The organism is Deltaproteobacteria bacterium (assembly GCA_016218975.1).
Taxonomy (GTDB): Bacteria; Desulfobacterota; Deferrimicrobia; order Deferrimicrobiales; family Deferrimicrobiaceae; genus JAENIX01.
Genome location: JACRCO010000013.1, coordinates 24905 through 41684, shown reverse-complemented (window position 1 = coordinate 41684; position 16780 = coordinate 24905). Strand labels below are relative to the sequence as shown.

The 16780-nt window shown below is 61.9% G+C and carries 18 protein-coding genes; 2 read left to right on the top strand and 16 right to left on the bottom strand.

The genetic code is table 11. The features are described from left to right. The first annotated feature begins 170 nt into the window (after positions 1–170). Positions 171–869, top strand: a complete 699-nt coding sequence (ubiE, locus tag HY896_01940; GenBank protein MBI5575106.1) for a bifunctional demethylmenaquinone methyltransferase/2-methoxy-6-polyprenyl-1,4-benzoquinol methylase UbiE — start codon at positions 171–173, stop codon at positions 867–869. Between the two features lie 40 nt (positions 870–909). Here the strand turns inward: ubiE and cysK are convergent, their stop codons facing one another. Beyond that, the gene (gene cysK, locus HY896_01935) at positions 910–1893 is read right to left on the bottom strand and encodes a cysteine synthase A (protein MBI5575105.1); all 984 of its coding nucleotides are present in this window, start codon (positions 1891–1893) and stop codon (positions 910–912) included. A gap of 121 nt (positions 1894–2014) precedes the next feature. Here cysK and HY896_01930 point away from each other — a divergent pair, with 121 nt between their 5' ends. Next, positions 2015–2599, top strand: a complete 585-nt coding sequence (locus HY896_01930; GenBank protein ID MBI5575104.1) for a TIGR00730 family Rossman fold protein — start codon at positions 2015–2017, stop codon at positions 2597–2599. Here the strand turns inward: HY896_01930 and HY896_01925 are convergent, their stop codons facing one another. The 15 genes from HY896_01925 to HY896_01855 all read right to left on the bottom strand — a co-directional run bounded on the left by HY896_01925 (position 2600) and on the right by HY896_01855 (position 16670). Then, positions 2600–3394 carry a hypothetical protein gene (locus tag HY896_01925; protein ID MBI5575103.1) on the bottom strand — a complete coding sequence of 265 codons (795 nt, stop codon included), beginning with the start codon at positions 3392–3394 and terminating at the stop codon, positions 2600–2602. A gap of 176 nt (positions 3395–3570) precedes the next feature. Further along, positions 3571–3981 carry a hypothetical protein gene (locus tag HY896_01920; protein MBI5575102.1) on the bottom strand — a complete coding sequence of 137 codons (411 nt, stop codon included), beginning with the start codon at positions 3979–3981 and terminating at the stop codon, positions 3571–3573. A gap of 172 nt (positions 3982–4153) precedes the next feature. After that, the gene (locus HY896_01915; protein ID MBI5575101.1) at positions 4154–4615 is read right to left on the bottom strand and encodes a hypothetical protein; all 462 of its coding nucleotides are present in this window, start codon (positions 4613–4615) and stop codon (positions 4154–4156) included. Beyond that, positions 4602–5078, bottom strand: coding sequence for a zf-HC2 domain-containing protein (locus HY896_01910; protein ID MBI5575100.1), 477 nt, complete (start codon positions 5076–5078; stop codon positions 4602–4604). The genes HY896_01915 and HY896_01910 overlap by 14 nt, the downstream gene beginning before the upstream one ends. A gap of 11 nt (positions 5079–5089) precedes the next feature. Beyond that, positions 5090–5677, bottom strand: coding sequence for a sigma-70 family RNA polymerase sigma factor (locus tag HY896_01905; GenBank protein MBI5575099.1), 588 nt, complete (start codon positions 5675–5677; stop codon positions 5090–5092). A gap of 46 nt (positions 5678–5723) precedes the next feature. After that, positions 5724–8294, bottom strand: coding sequence for a DNA polymerase I (gene polA / locus HY896_01900; protein ID MBI5575098.1), 2571 nt, complete (start codon positions 8292–8294; stop codon positions 5724–5726). Further along, positions 8263–8751, bottom strand: coding sequence for an RDD family protein (locus tag HY896_01895; GenBank protein MBI5575097.1), 489 nt, complete (start codon positions 8749–8751; stop codon positions 8263–8265). The genes polA and HY896_01895 overlap by 32 nt, the downstream gene beginning before the upstream one ends. A 4-nt stretch (positions 8752–8755) precedes the next feature. Beyond that, positions 8756–8941: a DUF4177 domain-containing protein gene (locus HY896_01890; GenBank protein ID MBI5575096.1), complete on the bottom strand. Its 186-nt coding sequence runs from the start codon at positions 8939–8941 to the stop codon at positions 8756–8758. Between the two features lie 17 nt (positions 8942–8958). Beyond that, positions 8959–9936, bottom strand: a complete 978-nt coding sequence (gene hemB, locus HY896_01885) for a porphobilinogen synthase (GenBank protein MBI5575095.1) — start codon at positions 9934–9936, stop codon at positions 8959–8961. Next, on the bottom strand, positions 9933–10727 hold the full coding sequence (locus HY896_01880; GenBank protein MBI5575094.1) for a uroporphyrinogen-III synthase: 795 nt from the start codon (positions 10725–10727) through the stop codon (positions 9933–9935). The genes hemB and HY896_01880 overlap by 4 nt, the downstream gene beginning before the upstream one ends. An 8-nt stretch (positions 10728–10735) precedes the next feature. Next, on the bottom strand, positions 10736–11656 hold the full coding sequence (gene hemC / locus HY896_01875; GenBank protein MBI5575093.1) for a hydroxymethylbilane synthase: 921 nt from the start codon (positions 11654–11656) through the stop codon (positions 10736–10738). Between the two features lie 93 nt (positions 11657–11749). Further along, the gene (locus HY896_01870; GenBank protein ID MBI5575092.1) at positions 11750–13060 is read right to left on the bottom strand and encodes a glutamyl-tRNA reductase; all 1311 of its coding nucleotides are present in this window, start codon (positions 13058–13060) and stop codon (positions 11750–11752) included. Between the two features lie 13 nt (positions 13061–13073). After that, the gene (gene ccsB / locus HY896_01865) at positions 13074–13901 is read right to left on the bottom strand and encodes a c-type cytochrome biogenesis protein CcsB (GenBank protein ID MBI5575091.1); all 828 of its coding nucleotides are present in this window, start codon (positions 13899–13901) and stop codon (positions 13074–13076) included. Positions 13902–13915: 14 nt separating this feature from the next. Continuing rightward, on the bottom strand, positions 13916–15277 hold the full coding sequence (locus HY896_01860; GenBank protein MBI5575090.1) for a diguanylate cyclase: 1362 nt from the start codon (positions 15275–15277) through the stop codon (positions 13916–13918). A 124-nt stretch (positions 15278–15401) separates the two neighbouring features. Next, complete coding sequence (locus tag HY896_01855) at positions 15402–16670, bottom strand: HD domain-containing protein (GenBank protein ID MBI5575089.1); 1269 nt, start codon at positions 16668–16670, stop codon at positions 15402–15404. Between the last annotated feature and the right edge of the window lie 110 nt (positions 16671–16780).

Below are 16780 nucleotides of genomic sequence, written 5' to 3'. Positions count from 1 at the left end.
GGCTCCTCGACGTAGTGTAAACTACGCCTGCGTCGCCCTCGGTCGCGACGCCTTGTAGCCATACCCGTCTCCACCGCCTCGCTACGAAGCATGGTGAGAAATGCGGGCCAGGATAGGCTGGTATACTGGGACGTCTTAAATTCAACTGCGGGGAAATTCCCTTGTACCGGATGGACGAACGAAACCGCAGCATCGGCGACATGTTTTCCGCGATCGCGCCGCGCTACGACCTGCTGAACAAGCTGCTGTCTGCGGGACGGGACCGCTTTTGGAGACGCGAGGCGGTGGCGCAGATCCGGCCGGGTCACGGGGGCAGGCACCTCGACATGGCCACGGGCACCGCCGACGTGGCTCTTGAGATCCTGCGGCAAAAAGGGAGCGAGGCGTTCGTGGTGGGATCGGATATTTCTACGGAGATGATGCGTTTAGGCGTGGAAAAGGCCGCGCGCGCCGGGAAAAAGGGGCGCATTGCCTTCGTGCGTTCTCCAGGCGAGGCGCTTCCTTTCCGCGACGGTGTTTTCGATTCCGCATCGGTCGCCTTCGGCATCCGCAACGTCGTGGACCGCGCCCGCGGACTCTCGGAAATGTGCAGGGTGGTCCGCACAGACGGGCGAATCGTCGTCCTTGAGTTTTCGCGGCCCGAGGGGACGATCTTCGGAGCCCTGTACAACTGCTATTTCACGAAAGTGCTGCCGAGGGTCGCCGGCCTCGTATCGAAGCGGAGCGCCTACACGTATCTGCCCGAGTCGGTGCAGGCATTCCCGTCTCCACCGGATTTCGCGGAGATGATGCGCAAGGCCGGTTGCGCGGATGTCGACTACCGCCCGCTCACATTCGGCATCGTCACCCTGTACGTCGGCGTGAAATGACGGCGCACGGCGTCAGGCACGCATACGCATCCGGCCTCGATCAAATCGTGGTAGCGGTCGCCTCGTTGTCGAACCACCCCTCGAACAGCGCTGTCGTCAGGTAGCGCTCTCCCGCATCCGGCAGGATCGCCACGATCGTCTTTCCCGCGAATTCGGGAAGCTTCGCAAGCCGGGCGGCCACGGCGGCGGCGGCTCCGGCGGAAATCCCGGAAAGCATCCCTTCCTCCCTCGCGAGCCTGCGCGCATATTCGATGGACTCGTCGTTGGTCACCTGCTCCACACGGTCGACCAGCGAAAGATCCAGAACGTCGGGGATGAACCCGGCGCCGATCCCCTGGATCTTGTGGGGTCCGGGTTTCAGAGGCTCTCCGCGCATCTTCTGGGTAATCACGGGGCTGTGGACCGGCTCCACCGCGACGGAAACGATTTTCTTCCCTTTTGCGTTTTTTATGTAGCGCGACACGCCCGTGATCGTTCCGCCGGTGCCGACTCCGGAAACCAGCACGTCGATCTTTCCTTCCGTGTCATCCCAGATTTCCGGCCCGGTTGTTTCCTCGTGGATCTTCGGATTCGCGGGATTCTTGAACTGCTGCGGCATGTAATGCTTTGCCGGATCCGATGCGACGATCTCCTCCGCCTTCTCTATCGCTCCCTTCATACCCTTGGCGCCTTCCGTCAGGACCAGCTTCGCCCCGAACGCCTTGAGAACCATCCGCCGTTCGATGCTCATCGTCTCCGGCATCGTCAGGATGATACCGTATCCGCGAGCGGCGGCGACGAACGCGAGAGCAATGCCCGTGTTGCCCGATGTAGGCTCGACGATCACCTTGCCCGGGCCGAGCAGCCCTTTCGTTTCGGCGTCCCAAACCATCGAGGCGCCGATCCTGCACTTCACGGAATAGGACGGGTTTCGACCTTCGATTTTGCCGAAAACCGTAGCGCCTCCGTCATCAACCACCCTGCCCAGTTTCACCAACGGCGTCCGCCCGATCGAAAGCGAATTGTCCCGGAACCAGTTAGTCATTTCGCGCCTCCCACATTATGTCTATCGTGTATATAGTATTTAACCTTTCGTCCATATGTCAATCATTTTCTGCGTTTTTCTTCGCTTCCATTTCCGTTCGAATCGCCGTATGGTTGCAAGGATGAAAATCAGGCGCCTCTGCATATTCAGCTCTTCAAGCAATCATTTGCCCGAGGAATTCCGGCAGGACGCGCTCGCTCTCGCGGAACGCATGGTCGATGAAAAGATCACCATGGTTTACGGAGGCGGATCCGTGGGGTTGATGGGCGTCCTGGCCGACCGTATTCTTGCGGGTGGAGGAACCGTCATCGGCGTCATCCCGACGTTTTTATGCACCAGGGAACTCGCACACGAAGGCCTCACGCGGATGATCATTACGAAATCGATGCACGAAAGGAAGATGGAAATGAGCCGCCGCGCCGATGCATTCGCGGTTCTCCCCGGCGGGTTCGGCACCATGGACGAATTCTTCGAAATCCTGACGTGGAAGCAGCTGGGACTTCATTCCAGGCCGATCGTGATCGCCAATACGCTCGGCTGGTTCGATCCCATCCTTTCTTTCTGCCGCAGCTCGGTGAAGGTCCGCACGGTCTCTCCCCGGAATCTCGACCTGTTCGAGGTCGTTCCCTCCGCCGCACATGCGGTGGACGCGCTACTTCGGCATCGCGCACCGCTCCATGTCGCAGGCCGGCTGGCAAGAACATGATTACAGTTTTCGCATCTCCAGAAGGTAGTTGACCACCGAAGAGCAGTAGACGACGAGAAAGGCCGCCTCCGGCGAGTCTATCCGCTCGCCGGGGGAAGACGCGCCTGGAAGTCCGCTCACTTCATGGCAGCGGTGAAGCGTCGCCTCCATCCCCTCCAGCAGATCCGCTGGAATCGCGATATTGCCCGCCAATGGGGCCACGGTCCCCAACGATACCTTTCCGGTCTCGCCGCTCAGGGTACGCACTACAGCCGCCACCGCCAGTACCGCCTCGCGTACCGCCTCCATCCCCGCCGGATCCGGCCGGCGCGAAAGAAAGGCCAGCGCGGACTCGAGATGCCTTTTCGCAGCCGGCAGATCGAACATGTTCAACTTTTCTTCCGCCGTCGCCGCGGCATCGAATCCGAGGGAATCCGGCAGCGGCACGAACCTGTCCCTGAGCAAACGGACCGGTGCGCCTTCCTGGTCCAGCACCTCGTTCAATTTCCGGCGGATCAGTTTCCGGTCCATCTCCTTCATGCCCGCCCGGTCGTCCGCGAGAAGGAACTCGAACAGGTCGTATAACCGGTGCTCGGGAAGCGCGAAGAAACGTTCCTTGAACAGAAGCCGCGACGCCTCGTTGTCGGCCGAAGGCAGTTCGTCTATCGGCTCCTTGAAAAACGAAAGGCTTGCCCCCCTAAGCACCGCCGTCCAGGCCGTCCTGGAATGGTCAGCCGCAGTGACGACCCGGAACAGGAGGTTCCAGAGCGAATTCGCCAGCGTGGAGCCTGATGGTGAAGTACGGCCCTCCATCACGCGAAACCCCCAAGCAATGTTGTTGTAGAATTCTCGCAGAATTCAGGACAATTGAAAACCGGCGTCCCAACTCAGGACCGTCCCAAAAAAAACCCCGGATCGTGTCCGGGGTTTTTGATGGTCGGTTTGGGTTGACGGACGACGGGTCTCGCCGGCCGATCATGAGATGTCGTGGGTTAACCCTCCCAGTGGCCGGGGATCCAGAGCCTTACTTCCACATTGCTGTAGTGGCCCGGGACCCAATACCTTCTTGCGCCGCCGTCGAAATCGTCATCGTCTTCATAGCGATACCGCTCTATCCTCTCGTATTCCCAATGCCCCGGGATCCAGCGGCGCTCGAGCCGCGACTCGTAATGTCCCGGTACCCAGAACTGTTCGGGAGGATAGTAGGCCCCGGGAGGAGGGGCGTATACCGGAGCCGGATGCGCGTAATGCGGATGCAGGGCATTCCCCAGGATGTGCAGCCCGATGACCCCGGTCAGGATCTTTCCGGCAACCGACCAGCCCGGTTCCCCGGCGAAGGCAGGCGCAACAACCATGGTCCCCAGCAAGACTGCCGCAACGATAATGGCCGCGATTTTTTTCATTTCTCCACTCTCCTTCCGAATCATCCTCTCATGTTCATTTTAACCCCGGCGACCCCTGTAAAGTTCCCCAGGTCAATCATCGGACGAGCGAAGTCGGGGGAATATTCAAACGAAACATTCATACCGCAGGAAAACGATGCGCCTGGGGAATTACGGCGCAACCGGGCGAGGATCACTCGGCGGAGATGAGCAGGATGAGGACGCCGGATTGGTGCGGCGGGCCGCCGACGAGAACCATACCGCCCCTGCTCAGGCCAAGCGTCGTCGTCAGGAGGTTTCTTCCCCCATCCATGATCTGCACGGCAAGACGGACCTTGCTCCCGGATGCGGGGGCCGGGGTCACCCGAATCGAGCGTCCTCCCGGCAGGGAGAAATCCCCGGTCTCGCCCACAGCCAGGGAGCGCCTCTTCCTGTCGAGCAGTGTGTAGGAAGTGTAGGTGAACATCGACTGAAGCTTGGCGCGCAGCGAGGAAAGGGACGGGTCGATCGAACTTCCCTTGTTGGAAGCCACCACAACGCCGATTTCGACGGACACGGAGTCGGACCGGGCTGCGGCGGCTGGACCGGCGGCGGCGAGGAATAAGAGAAAGGCGATCAGCGGGGGAAGCAATCCCCGGGGGTCACGTCCTGTCATTTTCCATGATCCAGATCACCCGGGGGAGGTCCTCGCCTCGGTCGACAAGGGCCACGGTAGCGGCGTCCGAGTCGAGCTCCTCGACGGCGACGTCGAAGCTGCTCGGATGAAACGGCGCCCTGCTCACCCCCGAAGGATAGAACAGCAACGCCAAAACCACAAGCGCCGCAGCCGCGGGCACCCAGAGCCATTTCCGCAAACGTGCGGCGGCGTTAACGCGGCTTTTTTTCTCCACGATCCCCGCGTGCACGCGGGTCCAAAGCACGTCGAGCTGCGGGGATTTTTCCGAGGCCCGGGCCGCCGACCATAACCTGAGCAACTCCCCCACCCTGCGCAACGAAGCGGCTTCCGCGGCGCACGAGACGCAGGATTCGAGGTGCTTCCGCACATCCGCGGCTTCGATAAGAGGAAGCCTGCCGTCGATATCGTCCTGGAGCGCTTTCAAAACCTTGCCGCAATCCATATTCCTGATTCCTAACCTTCCTTGAATTCCTTGAGCGCCTCTTTCAGTTTCGCCCGCGCGTAATGAAGACGCGACATGACGGTCCCGACCGAGCAATTCAAAACCTCGGCGATCTCTTCGTATGCGAGCCCCTCCACCTCCCGCAGCAGGATGACCGCCCGGTGATACTCCGGAAGAGCGGCCACCGCCCGCGTCAGGGCCTCCGACAGCTCCCGGTTCCGAGCCAGTTCTTCGGGGGTCCTGGGGTGCGCCGCCTCAGGGGAGGTCGCTTCCCCGGAGAGCCACCTGTCGTCGAGCGGAACGGTGCGCGACCTCGACGCCTTCCGCCACCTGTCGATCGCCTGGTTGACCAGGAGGCGGTAGAACCAGGTGTAGAAATTCGCGCCGAACCGGAACTCCTTCAGGTTGTAGTACGCTTTCACGAAGGAATCCTGGACCACATCCATCGCTTCGTCGGCATCCCCCGTTATCCCGACCGCCACGCCGAAAGCCCGGTTCTTGTACCGTTCCATCAGTTCCCGGAAAGCGCCTTCATCGCCGCCCAGCGCGGCGCGTATCAGATCCTCGTCCGATGGGGGCGCCTTCCCCTTTTCATTCATAGGACGCGGCTATACGCCGATCTATTCATCGCCGCGTAGATGGAAATCAATGGATTTCCCCCCAGTTTTTCCCCCGGCTCAAGGTAACCGTCAGAGGGACGGAAAGGGATGCCGCGCCCACCATCGCATCCCGGACGATATTTCCCGCAGCTTCCGCTTCCTTGTCCGGGGCCTCGGCGATCAACTCGTCGTGCACCTGCAGGACAAGCCGCGCGCGCATCCCGCCTTCCCGGAACTCCCGGTCTATGCGGATCATTGCAAGCTTGATGATATCGGCGGCGCTCCCCTGGATCGGGGCGTTTACCGCCATCCGCTCGGCGGCCTCCCGAAGCACCTTGTTCTGGGAATTTATGTCGCGTATGTACCGGCGGCGGCCCAGGATGGTCCTTACGAAACCGTCCTTTCTCGCCCGCTCCTTGACTTCCTCGATGTATCCGAGGACCCCGGGGAATCGCCGGAAGTACTGGTCGATGTACTGTTTCGCTTCCTTCCCGCCGATTCCCAATTCCCGGGACAGGCCGAACGCGCTCATTCCGTAAAGTATCCCGAAATTGATCACCTTCGCCCGCCGGCGCAGATCCGGCGTTACCCCCGAGGGGGAAACCCCGAAGACGCCGCATGCAGTTGCGGTGTGGATGTCCTCGCCCGCCAGGAACCCCCTTGTCAATTCCGCGTCTCCGCTCAAGTGGGCCAGCAACCGCAGCTCTACCTGGGAATAGTCGGCGCCGACGAAGCTCCAACCCGGTTCCGCCACGAATCCCGTACGGATACGCATCCCCAATTCGGTGCGGATCGGGATGTTCTGGAGGTTCGGATCGGACGACGACAGGCGCCCCGTGGCCGCCTGGGTCTGGTTTAACGTCGTGTGGATGCGGCCGTCGGCGGGGTCTACCATGCCCGGGAGGACGTCCACGTAGGTGGATTTGATTTTCGCGAGCGTCCTGTAGTCCAGCACGAGAGCCGGGATCTCGTGCGCATTCTTCAGATGTTCGAGCACCTCCACATCGGTGGAGTAGCCGGTCTTCGTTTTCTTCACGGGAGGAAGCCCAAGCTTCTCGAACAGAAGGAAAGCGAGCTGCCTGGGGGAATTTATGTTGAAGTCCGTGCCCGCGATGCCCGCCACTTTCCGCTCGATCTCCCGCGTCCCCGCGGCAAGCTCCCCGGAGAGCGCGCCGAATATTTCCGGGGCTATCCTTATGCCTGCGTCTTCCATCCGGCATAGCACCGGCAGGAGCGGCATATCGACGTCGAGGAAGATCCGGGTCAGCTCGGCTTCGTCGAGTTTCCCCTGGAGTACTTCGCCCAATGAAAGCAGCGCTTCCGCGCTCTCCGCCGCCCGGTCTTCCGGGGTCTCCCCTCCCCCCGCCCCGGCGGCTTCCGGCAGGTGGCGGGCGAAAAGCTTGGAGAGCGTGGGCGTCCCTTCATCGGGCGACAGCAGATATCCCGCAACCTGAAGATCGAACATCCGCGGCGAAACTTCCCCGGGAGGCGCTCCGAAACCGCGGAGGAGGGATTTCCCGTCGAAGATATACGTCTTCGGGCAGAGCCTGCCGAGCCTCCGAACGGCTCCCGGCACTTCGGCGTCCGGGATCACGAACGTGCCCGCATTGCGAGCCGAAACCCCGCAAAACCCCTCCTTGCCGGGGGCGATGGATGCCGATTCCAGCCCGCCGTCCGCGCGGCCGGGGAACAGGTCCGCCGACTTCCCGATTATCCGCCAGGCACTTTTCGGCGAAGGAGCGGCCCCCTGAAGCGGAAGCATGGGTTCCGCCGCCAGTGATAGGTCTTCGAGAAGCTTGCGGAAACCCAGCTTGCGAAACAGGTGCGCGACACGGCCGCCATCCATCGGCCGGGGAGCCAGGCTATCCATGCTCTCTTCGAGAGGGAGACGGCGGTCGATCGTCATCAGCTTCTTGCACAGCCTGGCAGTATCGGCGTTCTTCTCGATCTTCTCCCTCCGGCTGCCCTTCAGCCTGTCCGCATGCGCAAGCAGTTCCTCGAGCGTCCCGAATTCACGGATCAGTTCGGCGGCCGTTTTCTCTCCGATCCCGGGGATTCCCGGGACGTTATCCGAAGGATCTCCGGCGAGCGCCAGGAGGTCTGCCACCCGATCCGGACCCACCCCGAAGACTTCGCGGACCTCCTTTTCCCCGACCGTCCGCTCCTTCAGCCCGTCCCGCACACGGACTCGCGGCGAGACCAGCTGATAGAGATCCTTGTCGGAGGAAACGATGACGACATCCATCCCATTTTCTTCCGCCTCGCGCGCCAGCGTGCCGATGATATCGTCCGCCTCGGCGCCGGGGTGTTCTATCCGGCGAACCCCGAGCGCGTCGATGACTTCCTTGACGAGCGGAATCTGGACGAGGAGGTCTTCGGGGATCTTGAGACGGTTCGCCTTGTATTCGGGGAAAATCTCGTGGCGCGGCGTGGGCTGGGGCGTATCGAACGCAGCCGCGATCGCCGCGGGCCGGTCCTCCTTGAGAATCCGGAGAAGTATCCTGGCCACTCCCAGGACCACGTTGGTCGGCGTGCCGTCGGGCGAGGAAAGGCGCGGCACTCCGAAAAACGTGCGGTAAAGGACGTTATGCCCGTCGATCAGGAAGAGGGACGACATCCGTCGTCTCCTGCCGGTATTCCACGACTAACGTCTCGGCGAGTGTGTCTCCCGCCCGCTGCCCGTCGGCGTCGTAGAAGCCGAGGTAGGTCTCGATGAGGAGGACGGCCAGGCCGACTGTGTACGCGAGGAAGGGGCCCGCGACGGGAATAAGGTGGAACAGGAACGGGGCCGCAACGGTCAGGTTGCGCAGGAGCGACGAAGGGAAATCCATCGCCTCGCGGTCGACCCGGACGACCTTGAGGCCGGTCAACCATTTCCCCGCGCTGCGCCCGCCCGGGAATCCGTCGCACATCAGGATGTAGAAGAGGGAAGCGAAGGCGCCTGCGGCGCCGGGGATGTGCCACAGGGACATGGCGATTATGAAGTCCGCGGCCTTGGCCACCAGGCGCGAGAGATACCGCGCCCGCCGCGCATCCTTCATGAACTCCCTGCGGTCCTGCCAGCGTATCCCCATCGGATCAAATCCCTTCCGCTGCCGGGCCGCGCGTGAAGAAGAGGAACGCCATAGACGGGCGGCGGCTGCCAGGCTGCGCCGCGAAATGGATCGATTCGAACCGGTAGCCTTCCGACGTCCAACGGTTCAAGGCCGTTTCGACGGCCTGGTCGGTCACGTCGGTGATCTCCACCACCTTGTATTCCGTCATGGGCTCCGCCAACGCCGTCACCGCGCCAGGAACCTGGCCGCTTCCTTCGCGGAATAGGTGAGGATCAGGTCGGCGCCCGCCCGCTTGATGGCGGTGAGGATCTCCATGGTCATTCTTTCCCCGTCCACCCAGTCCAGCTTCGCGGCCGCCTTGACGATGGAGTATTCTCCGCTCACATTGTATGCCGCCACCGGAAGATCGAACGCCTCGCGCACCCTGTAGATGATGTCGAGATACGCGAGCGCGGGCTTGACCATCACCATGTCGGCGCCTTCCTGCACGTCGAGGGCCACTTCCCGCAAGGCCTCCCTCGCGTTCGGCGGATCCATCTGGTACGAGCGGCGGTCGCCGGATTTCGGCGTGCTTTCGGCGGCGTCGCGGAACGGGCCGTAAAAACCGGATGCGTACTTCGCGGCGTACGACATGATGGGGAGCCCCGGGTACCCCTCCTTGTCGAGCGCCTCGCGGATTGCGCCGACCCGGCCGTCCATCATGTCGGATGGGGCGACGACGTCGGCCCCCGCCCGCGCGTGCGTGACCGCGCTCTGCGCCAGTATCGCCAGCGTGGCGTCGTTGTCCACGTCGCCGTCCTTCGTCAGGATCCCGCAATGGCCGTGGTCCGTATACTCGCAGAAGCACACGTCGGTGATGACCAGTATTCCCGGTACGGCGTCCTTGATCGCCCGGACGGCCGTCTGCACGATGCCCTTGTCGGAATACGCGTCCGATCCCAGGGAGTCCTTCTTCGCCGGGATGCCGAAGAGCAGCACCGCGGGGATTCCGAGGGATTTCACATCCTTCACTTCCTTTACAAGGTTCTCGACGCTAAGCTGGAATACTCCCGGCATGGAGGACACTTCCTTGCGGATCCCCTTGCCGGCGGCGGCGAACAGGGGGTAGATCAGGTCGTCCACGGAGAGCTTCGTCTCCCTCACCATCCGCCGGAACAGTTCGTTTTTCCGCAGGCGCCGCGGGCGGTATTCGGGGAAGTTCATCTGTTCGGTCCTCCATCGCGCGGGAGGGACGCAAGGCGCACTTCGATCGCGTCCATCAATCCCTTCAGCGTATATTTTTCGGGCATGATGTCCACCTCAAATTTCCTCTCGGCGACCGCACGGGCGGTCACTTCCCCGATCGCCGCTATACGGCTCCGCATAAGCACTTCCGCCGCCGCACGTTCCCCCATCAGGAGGAAGAAGTTGCGAAACGCGGAGGGCGACGCGAAGGTGCAGACGTCGGGCGGATCGGCCTCCATCTCCCGCGCGGCCCCCTCGTTCCTTTCCGGCAGGCCGTTCCGGTAAGCCACCACCGATTCGACTGCGCCGCCATGCCGGCGGATCTCCGCCGAAATCACGTCGCGTCCTTCGAGCGCACGCGGAAGCAGAAACCTCTTCCCCGCCACACCTTCGCCCCGCAATGCATCCGCGAGCCCCTCCCCGGTGTGTTTGCCTGCGGTAAGGTCGGCGGGGAATCCGAGGCGTTCCAACTCCCGGCTCGTGCCGGGCCCCACGCTCGCAACGCGGACGCCTTCGGGCTTCCGCGCAACCCCGAGCAGCGACGCGCGGGCGCAGAAGAACTTCGCCGCATTGGCGCTCGCGAACAGGACCCAGTCGAATTCGGAAAGGCGTGCGATCGATCCATCGAGCGGCGCGGTATCTTCCGGAGGAACAAGCCGGATCGTGGGGAATAGCACCGGAACGCCGCCCCGCTTCCGGATCAAGCCCGCGAATTCCCCCGCCTGGCCCTCTCCCCGGGTGACGAGGATTCTTTCCCCCGATAGCGGCATTGCCCCCGTTATTTCCCCGCGGCCCGGTAGACCTCGTCCAGGATCCGTTTCGCCCCGCGCCCGAGAAGCCGCTCTGCCAGCTCCACTCCCAACGCTTCGGGATCTTCAACAGATCCCCGGGCGCTTTCGCGGAGAATCTCCGACCCGTCGGGCCGCCCCACGAGCCCATCGAGCAGGATGGAGTCGCCCTCCGTCCGGCCGTAGGCGGCGATGGGCACTTGACAGCCGCCCTCCAGGCGCTTGAGGAACCCGCGCTCCGCCCGCACGGCGAAAGCCGTTTCGCGGTCGTTCAGGAACGCGACGGCTTCGCGGGTCGCCGCGTCGTCCCGCCGGATCTCTATGCCGAGCGCCCCCTGCCCGATCGCGGGGAGAGACACGTCGACGGGCAGCACCTGCGTGATCTTCCCTTCCCATCCCAGCCGCCGCAAGCCCGCCGCCGCCAGGATGATCGCGTCGAACCTTCCTTCCTCCATCTTCCGGATGCGGGTGTCCAGGTTCCCGCGGTTGTCGGCGACGACCAGGTCCGGGCGAAGGCCAAGGAGCTGGGTCTGGCGGCGCAGCGAACTCGTTCCGACGGTCGCCCCTTGCGGAAGGTCATCGAACCGCTTCACCTTGTTGGAAAGGAACGCGTCCCGCGGATCCTCGCGCTTCGTGATCGCTGCGATCTCGAGTTCCCGGGGAAGGTCGGTCGGCACGTCCTTCATCGAGTGTACGGCGAGATCGATATTTCCCGCGAGAAGCGCCTCCTCGATCTCCTTCACGAAGAGCCCCTTCCCTCCCACGCGCGCCAGCGGGACGTCCAGGATCATGTCGCCCGTCGTCTTGATCTTCACGATTTCCGGCTTCCGCCCGGTCTTCCGCTCCACCTCGAACTGGATGAACCCGGCCTGCCACAGGGCGAGCTTGCTGCCCCGGCTGCCGAGAAGGATTACTCCATCGCCACTTCCCACTTTTTCCTCCAATCCGGCCGAACTGCGGGCGCCCAGCGAGAAAGTTGCGGGCCGCCGGCTCCAGCCGGAAGTTTATTCTTTCGGCGTTTCCTCCTGCGGAGGCGGCTGGGCCCCGTCCTCCGGGAGGTCGAACAGTTCGCGGACGGTCGCGACAAGTTCCGTCACGTCGCGGCCTTCCACGTCCTTCTTGAGCGCCGAGATCGGCGGATGAAGGACCTTGTTGAGGATGGCGGACGCAAGCGACTCCACCACCTTGCGCGTCCTCGGATCCTCCGAGCCCAACATCGAGACCGCCTTGGCCACTTCCGCGTTCTTTATCTCCTCGAACTTCTTCCGCAGCATGACTATCGTGGGAGTGATCTGCTGAGCCTCGAGCCAGCGGAGGAACCCCCTCACCTCCCCCGCCACGATTTCCTCCGCCCGCATGGCTTCCTTTTGCCGCTCTTCCATATTCGTTTCTATCACGTTGTTCAGATCGTCTATGTCATACACGTAAACGTTGTCTATCTGGTTTGCGTCCGGATCGATGTCCCGTGGCACGGCCATGTCGATGAAGAACATCGGCCGGTATTTCCGGATACGGATGACTTCCTCCACGTCCTGCCTTTTCAATATGAAGTGGGGCGCCCCCGTCGACGAGAGGACGATGTCGGCCAGCTTGAGATGCGTCGTCAGTTCTTCGAACCGAACCGGCCTGCCGTCGAACTCTTCGGCAAGCTTGACGGCACGCTCGAAGGTCCGGTTCGTCACCATGATCCCCTTGACGCCCGCGGAGAGAAGGTGGCGAGCCGCCAGCTCGCACATCTCCCCGGCACCGATCAGCATGACCGTCTTGTCCTTCAGCGTTCCGAAAATCTTTCTCGCCAGTTCCACGGCGGCGAAGGAAACCGAGACGGCGGAGCTCGCCACTTTCGTCTCCGTGCGCACCCGCTTGGCAACGGAAAAAGCCTTGTTGTAGAACTTGTCGAGGATAGGGCCGATCGTACGGAACTCGGCGGCGTACCCGTAGGCGTCCTTTACCTGCCCCAGGATCTGCGGCTCTCCCAGCACCATCGAGTCGAGGCTGCTCGACACCCGGAAGAGGTGCTTCACCGCCTCCCCCCCGCCGTGGTGGTAGAGGTAACCGTTCAACTCGTTCCGCGGTATACCGTGATGGGAGGCGAGAAACTCCTTCACGGCTTCGGTACCCTTGAAGGACTCGTCGGCCAGTACGCACACTTCGACCCTGTTGCAGGTTGACAGGATCACCCCTTCGACAACGCCTCCCCGCTCCACCAGTCCGCGCAGCGCCCGCCCCACCGTTTCCGCAGGAAAGGCGAGACGCTCGCGTACCTCCACCGGCGCCGTGCGGTGATTCAATCCGACTATGACGATGTCGCTCATCGGAAGGCCGAGATCACCCGGAGAGACTGGAGTATGTATGTAGTCCGGGCAGCAGGAGGTTGACCCCCAGGAACGTGAACAGGACCGCGCAGAAACCCACTATGGCCAGGATCGCCGCCTTTCTTCCCCGCCATCCGACCGTCAGGCGGCCGTGGAGGAGAGCAGCGTACAGCAGCCAGGTGATCAGGGACCACGTCTCCTTGGGGTCCCAGCTCCAGTAGGAGCCCCAGGCGTATTCCGCCCAGATGGAGCCGGTGATGATCCCCAGCGTCAGAAGCGGGAACCCGACGGTCAGGCACTTGTAATTGATCTCGTCGAGCACGTCCAGCGAAGGCAGGCGCTTGAAGATCGCCCCCAGCCGCTTGCGCTTTACCTCCTTTTCCTGAAGCAGGTACATGATTCCCGCGCCGAATGCTATGGCGAAAACCGCGTCGCCTATGAACAGGAGCATGACGTGGATCGGAAGCCAGTACGAGTTCAGCGCCGGGGCGAGCCGCGCGACTTCCCCGGACTGGAAAGCGGCGGATATGCTGAAGGCGAATCCGAGCGGCGCGATGAAGGAGCCGAGAATGCGAAGGTTGTAGCGCACCTCGATGACCAGGAAGACGGTGACGATGGACAGCGCGAAGAACGACAGGGACTCGAACAGGTTCGTGATGGGGGTGTAACCGGCCGCGAAATATCTCGAGACGAATCCGGCAAAGTGCAGTATGACCCCGATCAGGAGGAACATCCTCCCGAGCTTCGCTCCCCTCTCCTTGAGAGTGATGATGAAATACAGGTACAGGAGAGCGCCGACCAGGTAGAAGGCGGTCGTGGCCTTCAGCAGCGCGATGTGCATTTCGTTATTCTAATTCAGTACTGCTCGTCTTTCCACATCTCCTTCGCGAACCTGACGACACGGTTACGGCCCGTTTCCTTCGCACTGTAAAGGGCCACGTCGGCGAACTTTATAGCCTGCCAGAAGGTCGTCGCATCCACCGGAAACTCCGCCACGCCGAAACTTATCGTCTTCTGCACGATTCCCTTTGCGGTTTTCACCTTGTGCTCACCGACGGAAGTGCGGATCCTCTCGGCGATTTCCATTGCGGCGTCCTTGCAGTCGGGCATGACCACGAGGAACTCCTCGCCGCCGAAGCGGATTACGAGGTCGCTCGCGCGGACGCTCCGTGCGATGACTCCCGCGGTCTCCCGCAAGACGGCGTCACCCGCGTCGTGCCCCAGGGTGTCGTTGACCTGCTTGAAGAAGTCGAGGTCCCCCATCAGCAGTCCGATCGTGGATCCATGCCTCTCCGACATTGCGATCAGGATATCGGTGTACTCCTCGAGGAAGCGGCGGTTGTGGAGGCCCGTGAGCGCGTCCCTCAGCGACGATTCCCGGAGTGTTTCCGTCAGCCGCTTCGCCTGGATGACCGGAAAGGTTTCATGGATGAACCGGCGGGATTGGGAAATCTTCGTGGCGCTTCCACCGCCGTTTCCCCCGCGGAACACGAACTGGACCACGCCGCCCGTCGCCCCTCCTATTATCATCGGCACGCAAACGTGATGCGCCCCCTCGATGTTGAAGTGACGGCACACGTCGGGGAACTCCGCAGATGCGACCGTCTCGCCGGTCTTCCTTGCGCGGCAGAGGCCCGCGTTCACGAAGATATCCTCCTTGCATGCGCGTTCCACGTCCCCGCCGGAGGTCAGGGCGCACCGGATGCGGTTCTTCTGGGCGTCGACGTCGTAGATGTTGTAGCTGTCGAGCCCGTGCTGGGCGAATTCGTGTCCGAGCCGCAGGTAGACGTCGTCGACCGTGTCGTCCTCCTCGATCACCTTTTTGAACGTGTTGATCTCGAGGAGTGAGCGGAGCAGGCGGTTCACCTGTTCGGAAAGGGTGCCCACCTCGTCCTGCGAGCGGACGGCGATCGGTGTGTTCAGGTCCACCCGGCCCTCCGCGAGTGCGCTGATGCGGCGCGTCAGTTCCGCAAGAGGGCGGACCAGCGAACGCGTGATGAGGACGGTGAAAAGAACGAGGGGAGGAATGGCGACGATCGTCGCCGCGATCACGGTATCCCGGTAGACCGTATCGCGCGCCCCCAACGCGCCGAGAATGCCAAGAAACAGGTACCATGCCGCGACAGATATGCAGAACACCCAGAACCTCTGCCGGATCGGCCTGCGGAAAAGCAGCAAGGAGCGGACGGAGTCCCATGCCGAAGATGTGGATGTCATCGATGATGTCTCCCCTATGCGGCGATACGCGTATCGTCGGATGACTTATCGGAGGAGACATCGGAATACTTTATGAATTATGAGCTTTTTCCCGGAGATTTTCCGATGGGAAATGAGGGAATTCCTACCGGGGTCCGGCAACCATGCGCTTGTAATCCGAAAGGTGGGCATTCTGCTCGCGCGCCCGGATCCCGTCCATTTCCTCGTAATTCCCCTCCATGATCCTGACTATGTTTCCGTCCAGCGCGCCGGATTTCACGAGATTGAGGAGGATCGGCATGGTATCGTCCCGCCTCGTCCCGGTGCGATACGGACGGTTTTCGGTAACGGCGGTAAAAACGTCGGCCACGCACATGATCCGTGAGCCGAGCGAAAGCTCGCTGCCGCCGAGGTGGAACGGGTATCCTTTTCCGTCGAGCCTTTCATGATGGAAGGACGCCCAACCGGCGATATCCTCGAATCCACCGATCGTCGAGAGGATCTGGTAAGTATGGTAGGTGTGCGCCCGTACGATGTCGAATTCCGCCGGGTCGAGCTTCCCCGGTTTGTCCAGGATCGAATTCGGCACCGCAACCTTTCCGAGATCGTGCAGGAAACCCGCCACATGCATCAATCGGCAGCTTTTTTCGGAAAAATACATTTTCCGTGCGAGTTCCCTTGCGACCACGGCGACGCCGGAGGAATGGGTAGCCGTAAAAGGGCTGCGGTAATCGACGATCCTGGCGAAGATCTTCCCGATGTTTTCAAGCTCCCAGAGTTGAAGCTCCACTCGAGGCCACGCGATTATGTCCATCAGCACCCGATAGATCCTGGTGGAGGTAAAATCGAGCCAGAACGATTCCTGTGCGGACAGCTTCCCGAAACATTCCACCAGGTCCGGGGAGAACCACGTCCCTTTTAGCCGGGATATTTCGCCGCGCACCGCATTGACCTGTTCCAGTATGCTCCGGTCCCTTTTAACGAAGCGATCGACGTAATCGGCAAGATGGATCGCGTTGGCGGATAACCGGGTCCGCTCGTCGGCGTCTTCCCAGTTCTCTTCTTCCCCCCATGAATAGTGATGGTACCTTACATACTCCGATGCCCTGGTGAAATGCGTGCAGCCGGCCAGAAGGCCAGCTCCGAGCACCGTATGGTTTCCAAACCTCTCGAAATCCGCTTTCATCATCATGTTGACCTTCTCCTCGACGGAGAGGGCGCCTATGTCGTGAAGCACCCCGGCGTACATCAGGTCGGACAGATCCTGGGGGCGGAATCCCATTTCGCGCCCCAGCCGCAACGCGATATAAGCGACTCGCTGCTGGTGGGCCACTACTTTCGGATGGATCAGGTCCAGGGAATCGGAAAGGGAAAGAACCAGGTTGTCCAGCATCACGATCGGGTCGCGTATCATGCTTCACATCTCCTTTACATTCAATGTCTGCGTTTATCTTTTCGCGTAATACCCGGCGAAAATTCAGGCAAAATACCGTACTCTCCCGGGAAGAATACTTATCACGCATT